Source organism: Pseudomonas sp. TAA207, from assembly GCF_001529285.1.
GTDB lineage: Bacteria > Pseudomonadota > Gammaproteobacteria > Pseudomonadales > Pseudomonadaceae > Aquipseudomonas > Aquipseudomonas weihenstephanensis.
This window is the reverse complement of sequence record NZ_LLWJ01000058.1, coordinates 22,649-43,937: the sequence shown is the minus strand read 5'-3', so window position 1 is coordinate 43,937 and position 21,289 is coordinate 22,649. Positions and strand designations below refer to the sequence as shown.

20 protein-coding genes and 1 pseudogene are annotated in these 21,289 nt (G+C 58.3%); 5 read left to right on the top strand and 16 right to left on the bottom strand.

The genetic code is table 11. The features are described 5' to 3' along the window. Nucleotides 1–102 precede the first annotated feature (102 nt). The 4 genes from AP059_RS05895 to AP059_RS05880 form a co-directional block, all read right to left on the bottom strand. Entirely contained in the window at nucleotides 103–2,001 is a 1,899-nt protein-coding gene (locus AP059_RS05895; RefSeq protein ID WP_059762236.1) for a cytochrome c/FTR1 family iron permease, read from the bottom strand. A 66-nt stretch (nucleotides 2,002–2,067) separates the two neighbouring features. Next, complete coding sequence (locus tag AP059_RS05890) at nucleotides 2,068–2,700, bottom strand: LysE family transporter (protein WP_059762294.1); 633 nt, start codon at nucleotides 2,698–2,700, stop codon at nucleotides 2,068–2,070. A 99-nt stretch (nucleotides 2,701–2,799) separates the two neighbouring features. Further along, nucleotides 2,800–3,357: a mechanosensitive ion channel family protein gene (locus AP059_RS05885; protein ID WP_059762235.1), complete on the bottom strand. Its 558-nt coding sequence runs from the start codon at nucleotides 3,355–3,357 to the stop codon at nucleotides 2,800–2,802. After that, a complete protein-coding gene (locus tag AP059_RS05880) occupies nucleotides 3,357–5,267 on the bottom strand; it encodes an ATP-binding cassette domain-containing protein (protein ID WP_048364712.1) in 1,911 nt (636 codons plus the stop codon). Before AP059_RS05880 ends, AP059_RS05885 begins: the two co-directional genes overlap by 1 nt. Nucleotides 5,268–5,317: 50 nt before the next feature. On the opposite strand from AP059_RS05880, the gene AP059_RS05875 reads away from it, so the two are divergent. Further along, on the top strand, nucleotides 5,318–5,782 hold the full coding sequence (locus AP059_RS05875) for a TIGR02444 family protein (RefSeq protein WP_059762234.1): 465 nt from the start codon (nucleotides 5,318–5,320) through the stop codon (nucleotides 5,780–5,782). On the opposite strand, the gene AP059_RS05870 is transcribed toward AP059_RS05875, so the two are convergent. Continuing rightward, entirely contained in the window at nucleotides 5,779–6,738 is a 960-nt protein-coding gene (locus AP059_RS05870; RefSeq protein ID WP_059762233.1) for an AlgP family protein, read from the bottom strand. The genes AP059_RS05875 and AP059_RS05870 overlap by 4 nt on opposite strands. Before the next feature lie 247 nt (nucleotides 6,739–6,985). Between AP059_RS05870 and AP059_RS05865 the strand changes: the two genes are divergently transcribed. Continuing rightward, on the top strand, nucleotides 6,986–7,651 hold the full coding sequence (locus tag AP059_RS05865) for an FKBP-type peptidyl-prolyl cis-trans isomerase (protein ID WP_059762232.1): 666 nt from the start codon (nucleotides 6,986–6,988) through the stop codon (nucleotides 7,649–7,651). Nucleotides 7,652–7,696: 45 nt separating this feature from the next. On the opposite strand, the gene AP059_RS05860 is transcribed toward AP059_RS05865, so the two are convergent. The 8 genes and pseudogenes from AP059_RS05860 to AP059_RS22240 all read right to left on the bottom strand — a co-directional run. Beyond that, nucleotides 7,697–8,188 carry an Rsd/AlgQ family anti-sigma factor gene (locus AP059_RS05860; RefSeq protein WP_059762231.1) on the bottom strand — a complete coding sequence of 164 codons (492 nt, stop codon included), beginning with the start codon at nucleotides 8,186–8,188 and terminating at the stop codon, nucleotides 7,697–7,699. 177 nt (nucleotides 8,189–8,365) lie between these two features. Further along, nucleotides 8,366–8,905, bottom strand: a complete 540-nt coding sequence (locus AP059_RS05855) for a disulfide bond formation protein B (RefSeq protein ID WP_059762230.1) — start codon at nucleotides 8,903–8,905, stop codon at nucleotides 8,366–8,368. A 222-nt stretch (nucleotides 8,906–9,127) separates the two neighbouring features. Next, a complete protein-coding gene (locus tag AP059_RS05850; protein ID WP_059762229.1) occupies nucleotides 9,128–10,369 on the bottom strand; it encodes a heme biosynthesis protein HemY in 1,242 nt (413 codons plus the stop codon). Continuing rightward, nucleotides 10,366–11,493, bottom strand: a complete 1,128-nt coding sequence (locus AP059_RS05845; RefSeq protein ID WP_059762228.1) for a uroporphyrinogen-III C-methyltransferase — start codon at nucleotides 11,491–11,493, stop codon at nucleotides 10,366–10,368. The genes AP059_RS05850 and AP059_RS05845 overlap by 4 nt, the downstream gene beginning before the upstream one ends. 16 nt (nucleotides 11,494–11,509) lie before the next feature. Beyond that, nucleotides 11,510–12,277, bottom strand: a complete 768-nt coding sequence (locus AP059_RS05840) for a uroporphyrinogen-III synthase (RefSeq protein WP_059762227.1) — start codon at nucleotides 12,275–12,277, stop codon at nucleotides 11,510–11,512. Further along, a complete protein-coding gene (hemC, locus tag AP059_RS05835) occupies nucleotides 12,274–13,215 on the bottom strand; it encodes a hydroxymethylbilane synthase (protein WP_059762226.1) in 942 nt (313 codons plus the stop codon). The genes AP059_RS05840 and hemC overlap by 4 nt, the downstream gene beginning before the upstream one ends. Before the next feature lie 125 nt (nucleotides 13,216–13,340). Next, nucleotides 13,341–14,087, bottom strand: a complete 747-nt coding sequence (locus AP059_RS05830; RefSeq protein WP_059762225.1) for a LytR/AlgR family response regulator transcription factor — start codon at nucleotides 14,085–14,087, stop codon at nucleotides 13,341–13,343. Beyond that, a pseudogene (locus AP059_RS22240) lies at nucleotides 14,084–14,206 on the bottom strand (sensor histidine kinase); the annotation flags it as partial. The pseudogene AP059_RS22240 and the gene AP059_RS05830, both read right to left, overlap by 4 nt. A 266-nt stretch (nucleotides 14,207–14,472) precedes the next feature. Here AP059_RS22240 and argH point away from each other — a divergent pair. After that, complete coding sequence (gene argH, locus AP059_RS05825; protein ID WP_059762224.1) at nucleotides 14,473–15,867, top strand: argininosuccinate lyase; 1,395 nt, start codon at nucleotides 14,473–14,475, stop codon at nucleotides 15,865–15,867. A gap of 86 nt (nucleotides 15,868–15,953) precedes the next feature. Here the strand turns inward: argH and AP059_RS05820 are convergent, their stop codons facing one another. Together AP059_RS05820 and AP059_RS05815 are read right to left on the bottom strand one after the other, a co-directional pair. Then, nucleotides 15,954–16,616: a glutathione S-transferase family protein gene (locus AP059_RS05820; RefSeq protein WP_059762293.1), complete on the bottom strand. Its 663-nt coding sequence runs from the start codon at nucleotides 16,614–16,616 to the stop codon at nucleotides 15,954–15,956. 191 nt (nucleotides 16,617–16,807) lie between these two features. Further along, nucleotides 16,808–17,467, bottom strand: a complete 660-nt coding sequence (locus tag AP059_RS05815; RefSeq protein ID WP_059762223.1) for a glutathione S-transferase family protein — start codon at nucleotides 17,465–17,467, stop codon at nucleotides 16,808–16,810. A 125-nt stretch (nucleotides 17,468–17,592) separates the two neighbouring features. Here AP059_RS05815 and AP059_RS05810 point away from each other — a divergent pair, with 125 nt between their 5' ends. Beyond that, a complete protein-coding gene (locus tag AP059_RS05810; RefSeq protein WP_059762222.1) occupies nucleotides 17,593–17,877 on the top strand; it encodes a hypothetical protein in 285 nt (94 codons plus the stop codon). Between the two features lie 8 nt (nucleotides 17,878–17,885). Here AP059_RS05810 and dibA read toward each other — a convergent pair whose 3' ends face one another. Next, nucleotides 17,886–19,808: a phosphodiesterase DibA gene (dibA, locus tag AP059_RS05805; protein ID WP_059762221.1), complete on the bottom strand. Its 1,923-nt coding sequence runs from the start codon at nucleotides 19,806–19,808 to the stop codon at nucleotides 17,886–17,888. 149 nt (nucleotides 19,809–19,957) lie between these two features. Here dibA and desA point away from each other — a divergent pair, with 149 nt between their 5' ends. Continuing rightward, entirely contained in the window at nucleotides 19,958–21,142 is a 1,185-nt protein-coding gene (desA, locus tag AP059_RS05800; protein ID WP_048364769.1) for a delta-9 fatty acid desaturase DesA, read from the top strand. Nucleotides 21,143–21,289: the final 147 nt, after the last annotated feature.

Below are 21,289 nucleotides of genomic sequence, written 5' to 3'. Positions count from 1 at the left end.
CAGCCAAGGCCTTTAGGCCCTCACTGCCGCCTATGCCAGCGACTACAGAATGTACATCCCCACGGCGTAGTCGCTGTCGAAGCGCTCGTAACCCATGGTGATCTACGAAGCCTGCACCCGACGTTTTTCAGCCCATTTACTGCGGCTGTACAGCACGATGATGGCCAAAAGGGCGACGGCCTGTGCTCCGAGGGAATAAGCATCGGCATGAATGCCCAGCCAGTCGAACTCGAAGAACGGCACCGGCCGCGTGCCGAAAATACCGGCCTCTTGCAGCGCTTTCACACCGTGGCCTGCGAACACTACCGACAGCGCGCACAACAAGGCGGCGTTAATGCCGAAGAACATCGCCAGCGGCAATTTGGCCGAACCGCGAAGAATGACCCATGCCAGGCCGATCAACAGCACCAGCGCTGTAGCACCGCCTGCCAAGACAGCGTTGTGACCGGCCGGCCCCGCTTGCAGCCACAGGGTTTCGTAAAACAGGATCACTTCAAACAGTTCGCGGTACACCGAGAAGAACGCCAGAATCGCAAAGCCAAATCGCCCGCCACCGCTGACCAAGCTACTTTTGATGTAGTCCTGCCACGCCGCAGCATGTCGGCGGTCGTGCATCCACACGCCTAGCCACAACACCATGACGCTGGCGAACAGTGCAGTGCAACCTTCCAGCAATTCGCGTTGTGCGCCGCTGACGTCGATCACATAAGCCGCCAGCGCCCACGTGGCCAGCCCGGCGACCAATGCCAGCGCCCAGCCCACGTTCACACTGCGCACGGCCGATTGCTGGCCGGTGTTGCGCAAAAAGGCCAGGATCGCGGCCAACACCAGAATGGCTTCCAGGCCCTCACGCAACAAAATAAGCAAACCCGAAATGTAGCTCAACGACCAGCTCAGGCCATCGCTGCCCAGCAAGCCTGCCGACGCCTTGAGCAGCGCTTTGGCTGCCTCCAGACGCTGCTCGACCTGCTCAATCGGCAAGCCGTCCTGCAACGACTGACGATAGGCCATCAGGGCTTTCTCCGTGCTTTTACGCACGTTGCTGTCGACGTTATCCAGTGAGCTTTCAACCAGCTCAAAGCCTTCCAGATAGGCGGCCACAGACAAGTCGTAGGCCTGTTCGCGATCCCCCGCGCGGTAAGCCGCCAGGCTTTTGTCGAGGGTGGCGCTGGTGTAATCGAGCAGTTGCGCAGGGCCACGCACTACCTGCGGTGGTTGCGCGCGTTGTGCACGGAAGGTGGCAGCGGCTTGCGGGCCTTCGGCGGCCAACACTTCATTAGGCGTTTGGCGCGCAAGGTCAGCCAGGTTGTAGGTTTTGTCTGCCTTTGCCGCGTTTGGATCAGCGCTCAGGCCCGCGATATAAGTGGCCAGGTCCCAGCGCTGACGCTCATCCAGCTGGTCGGCAAAGGACGGCATGTCGGTGCCTTCAACGCCCAGCCCCAACGTGTTGTAGATCGCGTACAGGCTCAAGCGGTCGAGGCGCCCTGCGTCGCGCAAATTGGCAGGTGGCGGGGTCATGCCTACGCCAGCCGGGCCATCGCCAGCTCCGGCTTCGCCGTGACACACCGAACAATGCTGGGCGTACAGCGGCGCGCCACGCGTGGGGTCTGGCGTGATGACCGGCGCCTGGCTGACCTCGTAGGCCACGGCCAACTTGGCCCCCAACTGCCGCGCTTCACGGGCCACGGCGGCGCCGTCTTCGCGTTGCTCGATGGCGGTTTGCAGCGCGTTCACGCCCTGCACCAGTTCAGCCCGCTGCGCACGCTCGGGCAAATCGGCGATCAGCCCTTTGAGGACGGCCAAAAACTCCAGTTGCTCGTGATACTCGGTTTCGTCGATGACTTTGCCGTCTTCAACCGTAGGCGGGTAATCGGCACCAATGTAGTCAATGAGGTGAAGTGCCTGTGAGGCACCTTCCGGGGAGTTGGCAGACACAGCAAGGCTGCACAACGCGAGCACGGGCAGCATCAGCCATGCCAAAAAACGCGAGCGGGCGGTCATCGAAAAATCCGGCTGGAAATGAGAAGTAACACATTGTTCACTTCCCTTCCCAATGACTCAAGGTCTTTACGTCGTTGCGCGGTGCAGCGTGGCCAGAAACCCCGCCGCGCCCACAAACAAACCGGCAAACGTGCGATTCATGCGCCGCTGCTGTTTGGGCGTGCGCAGCAAACGCAGCACCTTGGACGCCAACCCGGTGTAGCCGGCCATCACAATCAGGTCGACGCAGATCATGGTCGTGCCGAGGATCAAGTACTGAGACAACAGCGGCGCGTGCGGGTCAACAAACTGCGGTAACACCGCGAGCATAAACACCAGCGCCTTGGGATTGCTGACATTGACCAGGAAGCCGCGAAACACCAGCGCCAGCGGTTTGCCAATAGGACGCACGGCAGCGTCATCGCTGAGGTCGGCGGGCAAGGCGCGCCATTGTTTGATCGCGAGGTAGATCAGGTAGGCCACGCCAAACCATTTGATGGCGTAAAACGCGGTGGAGGACGCGGCGAGAATGGCGCCTACCCCGGCGGCAACGATGGCGATTTGCAAGGCCAGGCCCAGTTGCAGGCCGAGGGCGTTCCAATAGCCGCGCCAAAAACCGTATTGCAGCCCGCATGACATCGACGCAATTGCACCGGCACCCGGCGACAGGCTGATCACCCAGGACGCCGCAAAAAAGGCCAACCATGTTTCCAGCGACATCGCACACCTCTCGGACAAAATCAGTAACACGTCCTTAAAACTAATGCGCTGGCTGAAAATTAACCACTGGTTTTTTTGCGCCACACCTTGCAGGAGCGTTTAAACGTCACCTTCGCGCCAGCGGCGAACAGAACGCTGGAAGAACAGGCTATTGGGCACTTGCACCATGCTGCTGCCACTGCCCGCTTCTGCGGGTTCGATCAGTGTGGTGTAGAGCAAATTGATCGCCACCACCCGGCCTTTGACGCCCGGCTTGTCCAGCGTGTCGAGCAACTCAACCACGTCGCCGATCCGAAACGGGCCGACGGTGAAGATCAGTACCGCGCACAGCAGGTTGGAGAGCACGCTCCACATCGCGAAGAAGGCGATAGCCGCCACCGCGACAAACCCCGAGAGCGCCGTCCACAGCACCGTGGCTGACACCCCGAGGCGCTCCAGCACGATAATCACCGCGCTGCCCATGATGAACCAGCGCAAACCACCGCGCAGCGGCATCAACAACTGCGGCGGCAGCGGGTAACGCTGACCCAGACGGTTAAGAAAACGGGCAATGCCGCGCTGCAAAAAATAACCCGCCAACAGAATCAGCAAGATCTGCACGCCAATCCACAGCGGCGCGATCAGCTCGGCGGGCACGGGCAGGTGCAGAGCTTCCATCAGGACAAGGCTTCCAGTTCTGCTTGCAAGGTTTCAAGCACTTCGAGGGCTTCCATCCAGCGCTCTTCCAACTGGCCTTCGAGCACTTTGAGCTTGGCTTGCTCAGCCAGCAGCTCACGCAGTTCGTCCTTGCGGGCGGCTTCGTAAACAGCGCTGTCGCCGAGGCTGACTTCAATTTTGGCCAGCTTCTCGTTGACCTTGCCCAACTCGCTTTCAAGCTTGTCGGCTTCGCGCTTGTGGGGCGCCAACTGCTGACGCAGCGCGGCGGCGGCCTGACGCTGAGCCTTTTTGTCAGTCTTGTCCGGGTTGATCGGCGTGGTACTGGCCGGCGCGTTGCGCAGGCGGTAATCGGCTAACCAACGCGCATAGTCTTCGAGGTCACCGTCGAATTCCTGCACTTTGCCATCAGCGACCAACAAGAACTCATCCGTGGTGCTTTTGAGCAAATGCCGATCGTGAGACACCACCAGTACCGCACCGCTGAACTCTTGCAAGGCCATGGTCAGCGCCAGACGCATTTCGAGGTCAAGGTGGTTGGTCGGTTCGTCGAGCAGCAACAGGTTGGGGCGGCCCCAGGCGATCAAGGCCAAGGCCAGGCGAGCTTTCTCGCCGCCGGAGAAGTTCAGTACCGGCTCATCACAACGCGGGCCACGGAAGTCGAAACCGCCGAGAAAATCACGCAGGGTTTGTTCACGCTCAGTCGGTGCCAGGCGCTGCATGTGCAGCAACGGGCTGGCCTTGGAGTCCAGCGAGTCGAGCTGATGCTGGGCAAAATACCCGACGACCAGGTTTTCACCGCGGGCCAAACGCCCTGACAGTGGCTCCAGTTCGCCTGCAAGGTTTTTGATCAGGGTCGATTTGCCCGCACCGTTAGGGCCGAGCAGACCGATACGCGCACCCGGTACCAGTTGCAGCTTGACCTTCTCAAGGATGGTTTTTTCGCCATACCCCAAGCGTGCATCAGACAAGTCCAGCAACGGGCTGGACAGCTTCACGGCTTCACGAAACACAAAGTCGAATGGTGAGTCGACATGCGCCGCACTCAGCTCTTCCATGCGCTCAAGGGCTTTGATCCGGCTCTGGGCCTGACGGGCCTTGGTGGCCTGAGCCTTGAAGCGCGCAATGTAGCTTTCCATGTGCGCACGTTGCGCCTGCTGCTTCTCGTAGGCTTGCTGTTGCTGCGCCAGACGCTCGGCACGGGCACGCTCAAAGGCGCTGTAACCGCCACGATAGAGCGTGATTTTGCGCTGATCGACATGCGCGATGTTATCCACCACGGCATCCAGGAAGTCCCGGTCGTGAGAGATCAGCAGCAAGGTGCCGGGATAGTTCTTGAGAAAGTCTTCGAGCCACAGGATGGCGTCGAGGTCCAAGTGGTTGGTCGGTTCATCGAGCAACAACAGGTCGGAGGGGCACATCAAGGCTTGCGCCAGGTTCAGACGCATGCGCCAGCCGCCGGAAAAGTCGGCGACCGGGCGATCCATTTGCTCGTTCGTGAAGCCCAGACCGGCAAGCATTTTGCGCGCGCGGGCATCGGCGGTGTAGCCGTCGGCGCTGTCCAGTTCGGCGTGCAGACGCGCCTGGGCAGGGCCGTCTTCGTCGGCCTCGGCTTTGGCCAGATCGTTTTGCACTTGGCGCAAACGCTGGTCGCCATCGAGCACGTAATCAATCGCGATGCGATCGAGGGTGTCGATTTCTTGCCGCATGTGGGCGATCCGCCAGTCGGCCGGGAGCAGACAGTCCCCGGAATCAGGCGTCAACTCACCCAGCAGCAAGGCGAACAAAGTGGATTTACCGGCGCCATTGGCGCCGACCAGACCGGCTTTGTGGCCGGCGTGCAGGGTCAGCTCGGCGTCTTCTAGCAGACGTTGCGGACCACGCTGTAAAGTCAGGTTCTGAAGTCGGATCATAATGGCCGCGGAGTCTACCAGCTTCCCTCTCAACTGGCGCTAATTGCACTATGCACACTGATCTGTGGAACACCTGTTTACACCTCTACGCCCGACCCGGTGTCGAGCGCGCGTGCCTGAACCTGCAAAGCCAAGGCCTGGACGTGTGCTTGCTGCTGTGCGCGGCCTGGCTTGAGCAACGCGGCGTGAGGTGCGATGACGCTCGTCTTAAGCAATTAAGCGACTGTGCCGAGCCATGGCAGCGCGAAGTCGTACAACCTTTGCGTCATTTACGAACGCAATGGCGCGAAGCGTCTGCGCACGATGAGGCGCTGGGTGCATTGCGAGGGCAGATCAAGGCATTGGAACTGGAGGCTGAGCGAACAGTGCTGCGACGATTGGAGTCGCTGACGCAGTCGTGGCCCTCAGACCAATCGCAAGGGGATTGCGACTGGCTGCAAAGGATGGCGAGCTTGGCTGGCCAACCTGATTGCGGCGCGCTGCAAACGCTGCGCGCCGCAATCAACCGCGCTTAAGAGGCGCTGTTTGGCGTCGTTGCGGAGGTGGTTGCAGGCGCCTGAGCTGGCGTAGACGCTGGAGTGGAAGCTGTCGCTGCAACCGGGGCGGCGGCAGGCTTGGCCGCAGGAGTGGCCGGCTTGGCAGCCACCGGTTTTCTCACTACACGCTTTACAGCGGGTTTGGCCGCAGGTTTGGCTGCTGGCTTGGCAGGCGCTTTTGCCGCTGCCGCTGGCTTGGCAACAGCAGGTTTGGCCACGGCTGGCTTGGCAGCTGGTTTGGCCGCAGCGGTTTTGACCGCAGGTTTGGCGGCTGCTTTTACGGGCGCCTTGGCGGGGGCTTTAACGCCAGCAGGTTTGGCTGCTGCGGTTTTTGCTGCTGGCTTGGCCGCAGCGGCTTTGGCTGCAACAGCCTTGGTCGCAGGCTTTTGCGCAGGCGCTTTGGCCGCAGGTTTGGCCGCAGGTTTGGCTGCTGCTTTTGCGGGTGCTTTTACAGGGGCTTTGGCGGGTGCCTTGGCTGCTACTTTGGCAGGTGCTTTCGCCGCAGACTTCTTGGCACTGGAGGCAGGTTTGGCTTCACGGGTTGTCAGCGCTTTGGCGACTGCTTCTTTCACGCGGCCCACACCTTGAGCCAGCTTCAAGCTTTCTTGAGCATCACGCTTGAGTTGCAGGATGTAATCGCGGGTTTGCGTTTGGCGTTCTTTCAGCGTATCGAGCAGTTGCTCAAGCTCTTTAACGCCAGACTTGGCCTTGGCCTGAGCCTTGGATTTACCGGCATTGGCTGCGTCTTGCAGTTTGGCACGCGCCTTGTGCAGTTTCTCCTGAGCTTTGCCGCGCTGCTTTTCAAGCTTGGCGAGCAGTTTCTCAGCATCAGCCAACGCTTGAGAACAAGCGCTTTCCAAATGCTCAAGCAGGCTGCTTGAGAGCTGTTGGAGCAGGTGCAACGGGGTATTAACGGGCTTCTTTTTGGCCGACATGGTTTACCTCCTGGCTGAAGTGAGTGCGGCTCATACTAGACCTCTGTAGGAACCGCCGCTAGATCATGTTGACACTAACGATAGCTGCGGGTTGCATGGCGTCGAGAAACTTGTGCTGGATCAAGTTTTAGTTATCCTGCGCGCGCGTTTCTATGCCTGATTAAACCCTGTTGCCTGAGGCGAATAAAAACACGATGCCAAAGGCACCGCTGGCATAATCCCCCGCATTTGAGGCTGGAGAGTGACGATGGCGCGATACCTTTTGCTGACCGTGTTTTGCCTTGCACCACTGGTGCACGCAGCCCCGCCAACCAGCAGCGGTGCGGCACACGACCTCGCCTACAGCTTGGGCGCCAGCTTGGGTGAGCGCCTGCGCGAAGAAGTACCTGACTTAGAGCTTAAAGCGCTGATTGAAGGATTGCGCAGCGCCTACCAAGGTAAAGCCCTGGCACTGAGCGATGAGCGTATCGAGCAGGTGTTGGCTGAGCATCAGGCACAGATCGACGCCGCCACGGCGCAGCCGCAAAGTGAATTGGCCCTCTCGGCCGAGCGCGATTTTTTAACCAGAGAAAAGCAAAAACCGCAGGTACGCGAACTGGCAGACGGCATCATTTTGACCGAACTGACACCGGGCAGCGGCGTAAAGCCTGATGCACAAGGATGGGTGAAAGTGAACTATGTGGGACGCCTGCCTGATGGCACCGTGTTTGATCAGAGCACTCAGGCGCAGTGGTTTCGTCTCGACAGCGTGATCGCAGGATGGCGCAGTGCACTGGTGCAGATGCCAGTGGGTGCAAAATGGCGACTGGTTATCCCGTCTGATCAGGCCTATGGCGCCGACGGTGCAGGTGATTTGATTGCACCTTACACACCGCTGGTATTTGAAATCGAGTTGCTCGATACCAAAAAGTAAAAGGCCCCGATCACTCGCGCCTGGAGTGGAGGCCTCGCATACTTATCAGGCTTGAATCGCTTGGGCTTGAGGCGCGTTTTCAGGTTCGTGTGCGTTGTGCAACACTTCGATCAGGCAGTCTTCCAGATAGAAACGTTCGCGCAGCAAAGCACCCAGTTCGATGAAAGCCTGCGCCAGATCTTTACAATCGGGGCGGTGTTTCTTGCCATCGCAGCGGTCGTTGAAGTCCACGGCCCGTTCGGTGATTTTATCTATTCGAGGGTAAATCTGATTGGCTAACACCAGCGCGTGCTTATCACCAAAGGCATTCGCTTCGGCGGTCAATTGTTCATAAATCTCGAAATGTCCTGCGGACATATAGTCCATCAGAACACCGCAAAACTCTTTTTGAGGGCCACGCTTGGGATTAAGACCATGGATCTCAGACTGGACGGCGTCGTAAGCCTTCACCAGCTCATGGCGCTTGAGCAGCCAGTTATCAATCAGCTTATGGACGCCAAAAAAACGTTCCTGAGCATTCTTGCAACTCTCGAGCATGGTGATCTCTCTTCCCTTGTGGGTTCATGCCACCCGCGTTAGCCGGGCCTGTGCGAACCCAAACGTGCGCAAGCGCAACCATGTTGGGCGGCATATTTCCAATACAGCGTGCGGGCCAGATTATGCCCGCCAGCCGACTGCTTCAAGGTACGCACGAGAGAAAATTCATACAAGCGTTTAATCCCCCCTGCTACCTCGCGTCGCAGGGGGACCTTTTGGACGACTGAAAGTCAGGCGAATAATCTGCGCACCGCTCAGCAGACACATCCCGGTAAAAGCCAGCAGGCTTAACTCGGGCACGCTCAGCCCAAAAACCGTCCAACTCACGCGCAGGCAGGCTTCGGAGCCTCGATAGAGCGCCAGGAACCAGTTGCCAAACGACAGGTATTCCCACATGCACGCCAGGTCAGGCTGGCAAAACATCAGTTGTTCTGGCTCAAGTCTTTGTAGCAGCACTTGACGCAACGCACCCACGACGCCACCCACGGCCAGCGCCATAGACAGCGTGGCACAGGCCCACACACTCTTGAGACGAGAGGCGTAGAGACAGGCGAACAGGTTCACCAGACAGAAGGCCGTCAAGAAAAAGCGCTGCACCAAACACAACGAACACGGCTCAAGGCCAGACCCGTACTCCAGATACAAGGAGGCGCTCAGCACCAGAAAACTGGCCAAAAATGTTAAGAGAAAAATGAAACGTGAGCAGGCCAAAAACATGGCTTTTCCGTAACAAAAGAGACAGGCAGTTACGGTAGAGGAAAGCTGTTAACCCTTTCAAGGTGGGCCCCGGTGGAAGCGTCCTTAAGCCTGTAAGGATTAACCGACAGAAGCCGAAAGACAATTGGACACATCAAGTAGGAAAATTACCTTTAGTGGTTTCCGTAAGAGTTTTCCTTTCGAAGCCCGACTTACGCACCCACGCAAGTCGGACAAAACCCGTTATATACCACTTGCCGTGGCAGGCAGAGGCAACGCTAACAGACGTTCATCCAACAAATTCAAACCTTCTTGAAACAGTTGATTGCTGCGCGCAGTGTCGCCCAGTTGAGCCAGCAGCCGGGCCAGTTCAGCGCACGCTTCGGGGTTGCGTTCAAGTTTCAGACTGCTCTCCAGGTAGTCACGCGCTTTGCCCCACAAACTGTTTTGCAGGCACAAACGGCCCAATGTCAGTAGCAGGCTCGGGTCTGCCGGATGCGCTTTGAGCCAGCCTTCAGCGGTTTGCAATTGCTTGACCGGGTCGTTGCCACGCAACAAGCCATAAAGCCGCACAAGGTGGCTGTCGTAGTTGCGTTTTAACGCGCCACGCAACACGTCTTCTGCCTCGCCTTGCGCACCCAGTTGGCGCAACTGTTCGGCGTAGGCCAGCACCAATGTCGGCTCCTGACGCTGGGCCGACGTGAGCTGCTGCCACGCACGCTGCAATGATTGCAGCGCCGCCTCGCCTTCGGTTTCGCGCTGCGCTGCAAGGCTGAGGTTTTGGCCCCAGGCACGGCGCTCCAATTCGGCCAGTTCTTTGGCCGGCAATACTTTGTCTTTGCGCAGCTCTGGCAATAAACGGATCAACGCGGTCCAATCGCCACGTTGCAAGTGCAGGCGTTGTAACTGACGCAGCACCTGCACGTTGTGCGGATGACGCTCGTGCATGGCTTGCAGGGTGTTTAGCGCGCCGTCGGTGTCCGCACGGTCGACCTGCAATTGCGCATGGCTCAGGGCAATCGCCAGTTCGGCTTGAGGTTGGCGCTGCAACGCGCGCTCAAGCAGTTTGTCGCTCTCCTCGTAGTGGCCCTGTTCATTGGCCGCACGGGCAGCGCCCAGATAAAACAGCAACGGTTGGCGTTCAGCCTGCGCCGCACGCGCGAGATTTTTTTGCGCACTGGCCCAACGGCCTTCGGCGAGGTCCATTTGCCCCTGTTCAATGGCGATCTGTACTCGACGACTGCGGTTACGTCGCGACCACGGATTGACCAGCCCTGTCGAGGCCGTCACCAGTTCGACCAACAGTTTGATGCCCCAAATCAGCAGCCAGAGCACCACGATCAGTGCCAAGGTGGCCCATACACTGGATTCATAACGGAAACTTTTATAAGCCAACAGCACGTAGCCCGCATCTTCGGCGATTGCCAGGCCGATGCAGGCAGCGGCTGCAATCAACAAAAATACAATCACATAGAAGCGTTTCATGGACGCGCCTCCTGCGCGGGGCTACCCGCCGCCTGACCCGGCTCGTCGGCACTGACATGCCGGCGCTCAAGGTACGCCTGCACGGCACTCAAGGTGCCAGACAGGTCCGGCGTTTTAACCGTGACCGGCTGCTGACGAAGTTCAACCACCTGTTGCAGCAGTTTCTGGCTTTGCGGGTTGTCCTGGTTGAAATTACCTTTGAGCACCTCTTCGGCTTGGGCCAAGGCTTGGGTATACACCGGCTCCTGGCCATTGAGGGCAGCCCATTGCGCTTGCTCAAGCGCCAGGCTCAAGGCCAGCCTCACTTGCGTCAGGCTTTGACCTGCCAACAGAGGGCGCACGTTCTTGTCAGCGTTGAAATCAATGCGGATGTAGTGCGAGATTTCATCCCACCACTGCGCCCATCGGCTCGCGCCGTCGCCGTCCGCTGTCAAACCCAAAAGCGAGTCGCCCTGATCCTGATAAGCCGGTGCCAAAGCATTGAGCTGTGCCACTTGATCGCGCAACGCCGCCAAGCGCAGGAACAGCCCGGTGCGGTCCGGTTGTTCAACACTGCGCAAGGCCGCGAGGCTTTTGGCCAACTGCTCACGGGCAGCAAAAGAACCCGGATCATTTTGCTCGCGCAAAATCGCATCGGCGCCCTCTACCAAGGCTTGAGCGCTGGTGATGTCTTGCAGTGCGGACAGGCGCAAGCTGGCCAGACGCAGCAAATGTTCAGCCTCAGCCAGGCGCCAGTCTTTGCGGCTTGCGCCTAATACCGTTTCGAGACGCTGATTCAAACGTTGCTGATCGCCTTGTAGCTGCACCACCAACTGGCGCTGATCGTCCAGCTCGCTGGCCGAAGGCAATTGATTCAGACGCGTCAGCAGCTTTTGCTCACCTTGCTTGATCGACAGCGTTTGCGCGCCCAGCGCCTGGACTTCACTCAGCTGTTGCGCGGTGTCGGTCTGCAAATGACGAACCTGCCACACCCCCCAACCGCCCACCGCTACACCGGCAGCACCCAGCAACAAGGCAAAAACCGCCAGACCATTGCCCCGGCGCTCAGGCTTTGAGGCAGTTTTGTCATCTGGCACTTGTGGCGCAGGCTGCACAGGTTCTTTGGTCAAGATTGTTTCGCTCACGTATCCATCCTTTGCATTAAAGAGCAGGTACGGGGTACTCCCGTAACGCCGCCAGCAAAGCCGCGGCGCTCGCGCCACGACAATCCACAACATGTTGGGCCCCGGCGCTACGCGCCATATCAGCCACCCGAGGGCTTGGAACAAACAACGTTAACGCTGCCAAGTGGGGCCAGGCGTCACCTGCCAATTGGCGTAAATGTTCGAGCCCTTGTCCACTGCTGACCACCAGCGCGTTCAGGCGTTCCACTTTCACGCGTTGGCACAGCGTGTGCGGCGGGTATGAGGGTAGCTCACGCCGATAGAGTTCAAGGTAGTCGACCTGCGCGCCAAGGCTGCGCAGACGGTCGGCCAACATCTCGCGGCCACCCTCCCCGCGCATAATCAACACCTTGGGCTGATCACACGCTACCGATTGCGTAAATGCCGGCATCGCCAGCAATGCTTCACTGTCATCGCCGCATTGAGGGTAGCTAACATCGAGCCCGTAGTCGGCGAGAATCTGCGCCGTGGCGGCACCGACACTGAACCACTTCTGTGCAGGGGCTTGAGGCCCGCATTGACTCACCAGCGCCAGCCCCAAGCGTGCCGCGGGTTTACTGACGACGATCACTGCGCAATAACGATCCAGGGCCGTGATCACGGCGCGTTGTGCGCAGGTCACAGCCAATGGCTGGATCGCCAGCAACGGTAAGCTGCTGCTGAACACGCCAGCTGATGCCAACTCACTCGCCAGTGCCGCCGACTCTTCAGCCGGGCGGGTCAGCAACACGCGCCACCCTGTCACGCGTGGCCTGCCTCACCATAAACGGCTTTCAGGATGTCGCCTGCACCTTGGGCCAGCAACGCCTCGGCCACCTGCACGCCCAGGGTTTGGGCCTCACCACGCGGCGCCCTCGCATCAGCACTCAATAAAGTCCCGCCGCTTGGCTCGCCGACCAGGCCGCGCAACCAGATTTGCTCGCCTTCAAGCACCGCGTAGCAGGCAATCGGGACTTGGCAGCCGCCGTTCAAATGCTTGTTAAGCGCACGCTCGGCTGTCACACGCACGGCCGTGTCGGCGTGGTGCAACGGGGCCAGCAAGGCGTGGATGTGAGCGTCTGCACTGCGGCACTCAATACCCACGGCACCTTGGCCACCGGCTGGCAGGCTGTCTTCGATGCTGATGGCAGAGGTGATGCGCTCTTCAAAGCCAAGGCGAATCAGACCGGCCGCCGCAAGAATGATGGCGTCGTATTCGCCTGCGTCGAGCTTGGCCAAACGGGTGTTGACGTTGCCGCGCAGGAAGCGGATTTCGAGGTCTGGTCGACGGGTCAGCAATTGAGCCTGACGACGCAGGCTGGAGGTGCCGACCACACTGCCCAGAGGCAAGTCGTCGAGGCTGGCATAGGTGTTGGAGACAAAGGCATCGCGCGGGTCTTCACGCTCACAGATGCAAAACAGGCCCAGGCCTTCAGGGAAGTCCATCGGCACGTCTTTCATCGAGTGCACGGCGATGTCGGCTTCGTTTTCGAGCAAGGCTGTTTCCAGCTCTTTGACGAACAGCCCCTTGCCGCCGATTTTCGACAGCGGCGAGTCGAGCAGCTTGTCGCCACGGCTGACCATGGGCACCAGCGTCACCACAAGACCGGGGTGGGCCTGCTCCAGACGGGCTTTGACGAATTCGGCCTGCCACAGAGCCAGGGCGCTTTTACGGGTAGCGATGCGGATTTCGCGAGAGGACATGGATCAATCCGTACTGAAAAGATACGGCGGATAATAACAGCTCAGACAAATCTGCTTTGACTTGTGTCAGAAGTGCACGGCCTCCCTGGCCCAAAACGGGGCGCACGCGCCCTTTTTGGCGCGTGCTACAGCTGTTGCATCATCTTGCGCACACCGGCGACATGGCGACGGCTGACAATCAACGCATCACCATTAAGCCCTTTGAGGAACAACTGGAAGTGCCCCAGCGGCGTACGTTGCAGGCGCTCGATGCGCTCGCGGGCCACCAGCGCATTACGGTGAATGCGCACAAAGCGTTCGCCGAATTCGTCTTCCAGGGCTTTGAGCGGTTCATCGAGCAACACTTCCCCGCCCTCGTGACGCAGGGTCACGTATTTGTGGTCGGCAATGAAGTAAATCACCTGATCGATCGGGATCAGTTCAATGCCTTTGCGGGTGCGCGCACTGATATGGCTACGCGGGCCGCTGCCGGTCTGGGCGGCGGGGCGTGTGAGTGCAGCCAGTTGAACGCGGTTAGGCCGGTGCGCCTCTTTCAAGGCCGCGCTCAAGTCTTGGGCATTGACCGGTTTGAGCACGTAGCTGACGCCGCTGTCTTTGAGGGCCTGCTCCGGAAATTCGTCAGGCGCGATACAAAACACCACCGAAGGCGGCAGTTCGCGCTCGCACAATTTGGCTGCTACTTGCAGCCCGTCCAGGCCCGGCATGCGCACGTCGAGCAACACGACGTCCGGTTTCAGGCTTTCGATCAGGCTCAACGCCTCTTCGCCATGAGTGGCGCCAGGCTCCAGCAGCGTGTAGCCCTCAAGCGAGCCAATCAAATGGCTCAAATGCTCGCGGGCCAGGGTTTCGTCATCAACGATCAGGACATTCATATAGCGCTGTATTCCTGCGTGAGTCTCGCACAAGGATAGCGTAGACAGGTGAAGTGACGGCTGTCACGGCGATCGATGCTAAGACTAGCGCGAAGGCCAAAAAGTGCCGCAAAACGCACAGCAAAATTCACCTGTGTCTGTTGCTCGTTTTAAATTCAAATAAGCCGGGGTTTATGTAAACACCTGTAACGACTTATTCATACGACCAACTGTAGACGGTTGCCAAGCCGAACGTATTCAAACGATACATTTCGTTTCGGTATTTTGTTTATACCTCAGTTAAGACAAAAACCTGCCGACCTGCGTCAACGCCACGAATGGCAACCCTGTTATGATTCGCGGTAACTTTTTGTGTAACTCCCCTCAGCCGATTACGAGCGAATCCATGAGCACCGACAAGACCAATCAGTCCTGGGGCGGCCGCTTCAGTGAACCCGTCGACGCCTTCGTTGCGCGCTTCACCGCCTCCGTCACGTTCGACCAACGCCTTTATCGTCACGACATCATGGGCTCCGTGGCTCATGCCACCATGCTGGCCAAGGTCGGCGTGCTGACCGATGCCGAGCGCGACAGCATCATCGACGGCCTGAAGACCATCCAGAGCGAAATCGAAGCCGGTCAATTTGACTGGCGCATCGATCTGGAAGACGTGCACATGAACATCGAGGCGCGCTTGACCGATCGCATCGGCGTGACCGGCAAAAAGCTGCACACCGGGCGTAGCCGTAACGATCAGGTCGCCACCGACATTCGCTTGTGGCTGCGCGATGAAATCGACCTCATCCTGGCTGAAATCACCCGCCTGCAAAAAGGCCTGCTGGAACAAGCCGAGCGTGAAGCCGACACCATCATGCCCGGCTTCACGCACCTGCAGACCGCGCAGCCGGTCACGTTCGGCCACCACATGCTGGCGTGGTTCGAGATGCTCAGCCGCGATTACGAGCGCCTGGTAGATTGCCGCAAGCGCACTAACCGCATGCCGCTGGGCAGCGCCGCGCTGGCAGGTACCACCTACCCGATCGACCGCGAATTTACCGCGCAACTGCTGGGCTTCGACGCGGTAGGCGGCAACTCGCTGGACAACGTGTCGGATCGCGATTTCGCCATCGAATTCTGCGCCGCTGCGAGCATCGCGATGATGCACTTGTCGCGCTTCTCCGAAGAACTGGTGCTGTGGACCAGCGCGCAGTTCCAGTTCATCGACCTGCCTGACCGGTTCTGCACCGGCAGCTCGATCATGCCGCAAAAGAAAAACCCTGACGTGCCGGAGCTGGTACGTGGCAAAAGCGGCCGTGTGTTCGGCGCGCTGATGGGCCTGTTGACTTTGATGAAGGGCCAGCCACTGGCCTACAACAAAGACAACCAGGAAGACAAAGAACCCCTGTTCGATGCTGCCGACACCCTGCGCGATTCGTTGCGCGCGTTTGCCGACATGATCCCTGCAATCAAGCCCAAACACGCGATCATGCGTGAAGCGGCCCTGCGCGGGTTCTCGACAGCGACTGACTTGGCGGACTACCTGGTACGCCGTGGCCTGCCGTTCCGCGACTGCCACGAAATCGTGGGGCACGCGGTGAAATATGGCGTTGAAACGGGCAAAGATTTGGCTGAAATGAGCCTTGAGGAACTGCGCCGGTTCAGCGACCAGATCGAGGAGGATGTGTTTGCCGTATTGACGCTTGAAGGGTCGGTGAATGCACGCGACCACATCGGCGGTACGGCACCGGCTCAGGTTAAAGCGGCCGTTGTGCGTGGCAAAGCGCTGTTGGCCAGCCGCTAAAAATCGGTAGGCGCTGTCGCAGGCTGCGAGCTTTTAGGATCAAAAGATCGCAGCCTGCGCAAACGGGTGCGTTGAGCGCCCGTTTTTTATCCCGCCGTTTTAATCCGCTCCAGGAACAACGGAATATCCGCCGCCCGCTCTGCGGCCACTTTCTGCACATTCGGATTTTTGGCCAGCAACTCAAGCAGAGCACCTGCTTTGGGCATCTGCGCCAGCACGTCCAGATCGAACAGCTTTTTCGCGACTTCTGCCGCCAAATCCACGCTGTAAAGAAAGTACACATCCGCCAAGGTGAACTGATCGCCCATCACGTAGGGTGAAAATTTTGCGCGCCGCGACAACGCTGTAAAACCCTTGATCAAATCCCTTTGCGCCTTGCGCTTGAGCGCCTCGGGGGTCGGCCGCCCGCCAAACATGACTTCGGCGTAACACAACCGTGCAGGCAGCTCGATATAAAGCTCGATTTCTTTGGCCATGGCGCGTACCTGAGCACGTGCGAATGGATCGCGTGGTAATAACGCCGGCCCGCTTTGGGTTTCTTCCAGGTAATCAAGAATCGCGTCGGTCTCACTGAGAAACCCGTGCTCGGTCTCCAGCGCCGGGACTTTGCCCCGCGGGCTGACCGCAAGAATGGCGGGGTTCTGGCAGCCATGAAAAGGCACGATCTCGTAGGCAATCCCCTTCTCCAGCAACACCAGCTTGACCATGTTGAAATAGTTACTCGCTGCAAATCCATAAAGCTTCAGCATCATACGTCGTCCTTAAATAGTGACCCCATCAACACTATTCAGGCTAAAGCCTGTGGCAGTTTTCGCACTAAACGAGCTATTACAAGATGCATCCAGATGAGTGCATTTATCGCTGAAACACAGAGAAATCCCCTACATCTACACTCAAAAAAACGCCAGCACGATGGCTGGCGTTCATAAACACTAGAGCTTTATTTCTTACTGCTGATCCAGGCCAGAAACTTCGGCATTGCCGCCTCTCTGTCCGCAGCAATACGCTGCACATGCGGATTTTTCTCAAAATGCTCCAACAAGGCTTTGGCCGCTGGCAACTCCGCCAACAGGTCCATACCAAAGACTTTATGCCCTACGGCGCTAGCGAGACTGACGCTGTAGAGGAAGTAAATATCCGCAACGCTCAGCGTTTCTCCGGCCACATACGGTGCGAACTTTCCTTGCCGACCGAGCGAAGCAATGCCCTGTAGCAATTCCGCCTTGGCTTTGCTCTTGATCGCGTCGGGCACTTGCATCCCGAAGAATGCTTCGGCGTAGCACGCGCGAGCGGGAAGCTCGATGTACAACTCGATTTCTTTGGCCAGCGCCAGCACTTGAGCACGTTCAAACGGGTCTGTGGGCAGCAGTTTCGGGCCAGGCTGGGTCTGCTCGATGTACTCAAGAATAACGTTGGTTTCGTTGATGAAACCCTGTTCAACCTCTAGCGCAGGCACTTTTGCACACGGGCTTACCGTCAGCGCCTCAGGGGTTTGCGCGGCGAAAAAGGGCACTTCTTCAAACGGCACGCCTTTTTCCAGCAGCGCCAGTTTGACCATGTTGTAGTAGTTACTGACCGCGAATCCATAAAGCTTGAGCATTGCAAAGCCTCCAGGCCGTGTTGGGGTTGGCAGCCGTTGTTATAGAGCTTCACCGCTATGCTGGCTAGCAGCATCATTGTGCTGAATGCAGTTAGACTGCCGGTCTTTACTTAAGGAGCCTGCCCATGAGCGAGCCAACAGACATCGATAACGACGAAGAAGCGTTCGCCGAAAATACCCTGATCGAAGCCATCGAGAACCAGATCGAGGCCGATAACCCGCCAGCGGCCAAAGCCACGTTCAACAAGCTGACGCTGGTGGGCTACGAGCGTGAAGATATTTTGAACATGATGGCCCACGTGCTGGCTGTGGAGATTGACGCGATCCTCGAAGAAGACCGCGCCTTTAATACCGAGTGGTACGAAGCCGCGTTGCGCGCACTCCCTGAGTTACCCCCCGAGAAAAACTGAGCCACGGCTCAGGGGCGAATCGTTGGCGCCCGCTGCCAGTCCAGTTCACGGGCGGGCATCGGGCGGCCAAACCAGTAGCCTTGCCCCAGGTCGCAGTTGTAGTCGAGCAGGAACTGCGCCTGCTCGACGTGCTCAATCCCCTCTGCATGCACCTGCATGCCCATGCTTTGGGCCAATGCGATCACCGCACGCACAATCGCCACGTCGTCATCGTCACCCGGCAGCCCCGCGACAAACCCCTGATCGATCTTGAGCTTCTGCACAGGTAATTGCTTGAGCCGCAGCAGCGATGAAAAACCGGTACCGAAGTCATCAATGGCCAGTCGCAGGCCCAGCTCACGCAGACGGTGCATCTGCTCAAGCGCCACTTCGGAGTTGTCCATGACCGCGCTTTCAGTCACTTCCAGCTCCAGCAATGCAGGGTCGAGTCCCGTGTCGGCCAACACAGTCGAGACCAATTGGTACAACTCTGGCCGTGCAAACAGGCGACTGGAAATGTTCACCGCCACAAATGACAAATTCACCCCCGCTGCCTGCCATTGGCACATTTGCCAGCACGCTTGCTCCAGCACCCAGGCGTCGATTTCGGCAATCAGCCCGGTACGCTCGGCGATCGGGATAAACTCTCCCGGCGCCACCAATCCCCGCTGCGGGTGTTGCCAGCGCACCAGCGCCTCAACGCCGACCAGGCGGCTGGTGGTCAAGTCATGCACCGGCTGGAAATACACGCGCAGCTCATGCTGCTCCAGCGCACGGCGCAAATCGCTGGCCACCTCAATGCGGTATTGCGCATGGGCCGTCAACTCTTCGGTGTACAAGGCGTAGCCTTCGCGCCCGGCGCTTTTGGCTTTAAACAGGGCCGAGTCGGCATTGCGCAACAATTGCTCGGCATTCAAGGCATCGTTAGGAAATAAGCTGATGCCAACGCTGGCACTCATGAAAAGCTGGTGGCTATCAATGATGAACGCGCCCTTCATCACCTCCAGCACTTTTTGGGCAAAACCGGCGGCTTGCGCGACCTGATTACAGTGCTCGATCAGCACGGCGAACTCATCACCCCCCAGGCGGGCAACCGTAAAGCCTTTGCCGAATACACTGAGCAGTCGCTCACCCACCGCTTTGAGCAACAGATCACCGACGTTATGGCCCAGGCTGTCGTTGATGATTTTGAAATGATCGAGATCGATCATTAATAAGGCACAGCCCGACTTATGGCGCTGAGCGTAGGTCAGCGCTTGTTCGGTACGGTCGGTAAATAACAGACGGTTGGGCAAGTCGGTCAAGGGGTCTTGATGGGCCAGGCGCATCATTTCGGTTTGCGAATTCTTGATCGCTGAAATATCCGAAAACACGGCCACGTAATGGCTGACGTGGCCTTTGAGGTCGCGCACAGCACGAATGGTCTGCCACTGCGGATAGATTTCGCCGCTTTTGCGACGGTTCCAGATCTCACCGTGCCATTCGCCGGTTTTTTGCAGCGACTGGAACACCGCCTGATAAAATTGCGCCCCATGATGGCCTGACTTAAATAGGCTAGGGCGTTGGCCCAGCACTTCTTCGGGCGTGTAGCCGGTGATTTTAACCAACGCCCGATTAACGTGGACGATCACGCCGTTGCGGTCACTGACCAGTACCCCTTCACGGGTGCAATCGAACACCACTGCCGCTTGGCGCAAGCGTTCCTGGTCTTGGCGCTGGCGTTTTAAACGTGCGCCCATGCCCAGAAAACTGAACAGACGCGCCCGCGCAACGAAAATCAGGGCCGCACTGACAAACACCCACACGTAGCTATTTATGAGTTGCCAGCGTGCCAGTTGCGCTGAATCATCGAAATAACTGTTCAATAAATGATCAGTCAGCAAGAGCCATAAAACCGACAGCAGCCCGTACAGCATGGCTGCACGCATGGCATCACGATAAGAAACCGACATAAGAAAGTTAAAACGCCTACAAAAAAAGGGGAATTATAGAGTAAGAAACATCCCGCGACTGTTATCTGAAAGGCCGACTGGTTTTATCTGGCTGCATAGTGATAATGCGTGTTGCAGTTTTTTTCATTTTTCCGAGGGCCAAACAGCCTATGTGGTACAACGGTTTTCTCGACTTGTCAGCCTGGCAACTGGTGGCAGTCACTCTGTTGATGACCCACGTGACCATTATTGGTGTCACGGTTTATCTGCATCGCTACTCAGCTCACCGCTCGCTGGAGCTTAATGGTGGCCTGAAACACTTCTTCCGCTTCTGGCTGTGGCTAACCACCGCTCAGAACACCCGCGAGTGGACCGCTATCCACCGCAAACACCACGCTAAATGCGAAACCGTTGATGACCCGCACAGCCCGGTCATAAAAGGGTTATCGACCGTTTTGCGCAAAGGTGCAGAGCTTTACCGTGACGAAGCGCAAAACCCTGAAACCTTGCGCATTTACGGCAAAAACTGCCCTGAAGACTGGGTTGAACGAAACATCTACTCGCGCTACAAGCTGTTGGGCGTGGCAATCATGCTGGCTATCGACCTGCTGCTGTTCGGGGCCATCGGCCTGACCATCTGGGCCATCCAGATGATGTGGATTCCGGTGTGGGCCGCAGGCGTGGTGAACGGTTTGGGCCATGCGGTGGGTTATCGCAACTTCGAATGCCGCGATGCGGCCACCAATCTGGTGCCGTGGGGCATCCTTATTGGCGGCGAAGAGCTGCACAACAATCACCATACCTACCCGAACTCGGCCAAGCTGTCGGTCAAGAAGTGGGAGTTCGACCTCGGTTGGGCGTGGATCAAAGTGTTCAGCTTCTTGCGACTGGCCAAAGTTCAGCGCGTGGCGCCGATTGCCCATCGAGTCGAGGGCAAGGGCAGCCTGGACATGGACACTGCCATGGCAATTCTGAACAACCGCTTCCAGATCATGGCGCAGTACCGCAAATTGGTGATCGCGCCGCTGGTGCAGCAAGAACTGGCCAAGGTCGATCACTCAGTGCGTCACCAGTTCCGCCGTGCCAAGCGCCTGCTGTCGCGTGAAACCAGCTTGCTGGACGATCGTCACCACCAGCGCATTGAAACGCTGCTGGAGCACAGTCAATCGCTGAAAGTGATTTACGAGAAGCGTTTGGCGTTGCAGCAAATTTGGGTCAAGACCAGCTCCAACGGCCACGACATGCTGGCCGCGATCAAAGAGTGGGTACACGAGGCCGAAGCCAGCGGGATTCAGTCGCTGCGTGATTTCGCCAAGCAATTGAAGACCTACTCGCTGCGGCCTGCGGCGGTGTAAAAGCGGATGCGGGGCCGGTTTTCCTCACCCTTGCCGCAGGCTACGTTCGGCGACAAGGGCTGCTCAGAACTCCGGCACTGCGGCTGATCTGATCAAGTGCCTCCTCTTTAGGACGGCTCTGAGACAGGACGTCGCCTTCGGCAACTG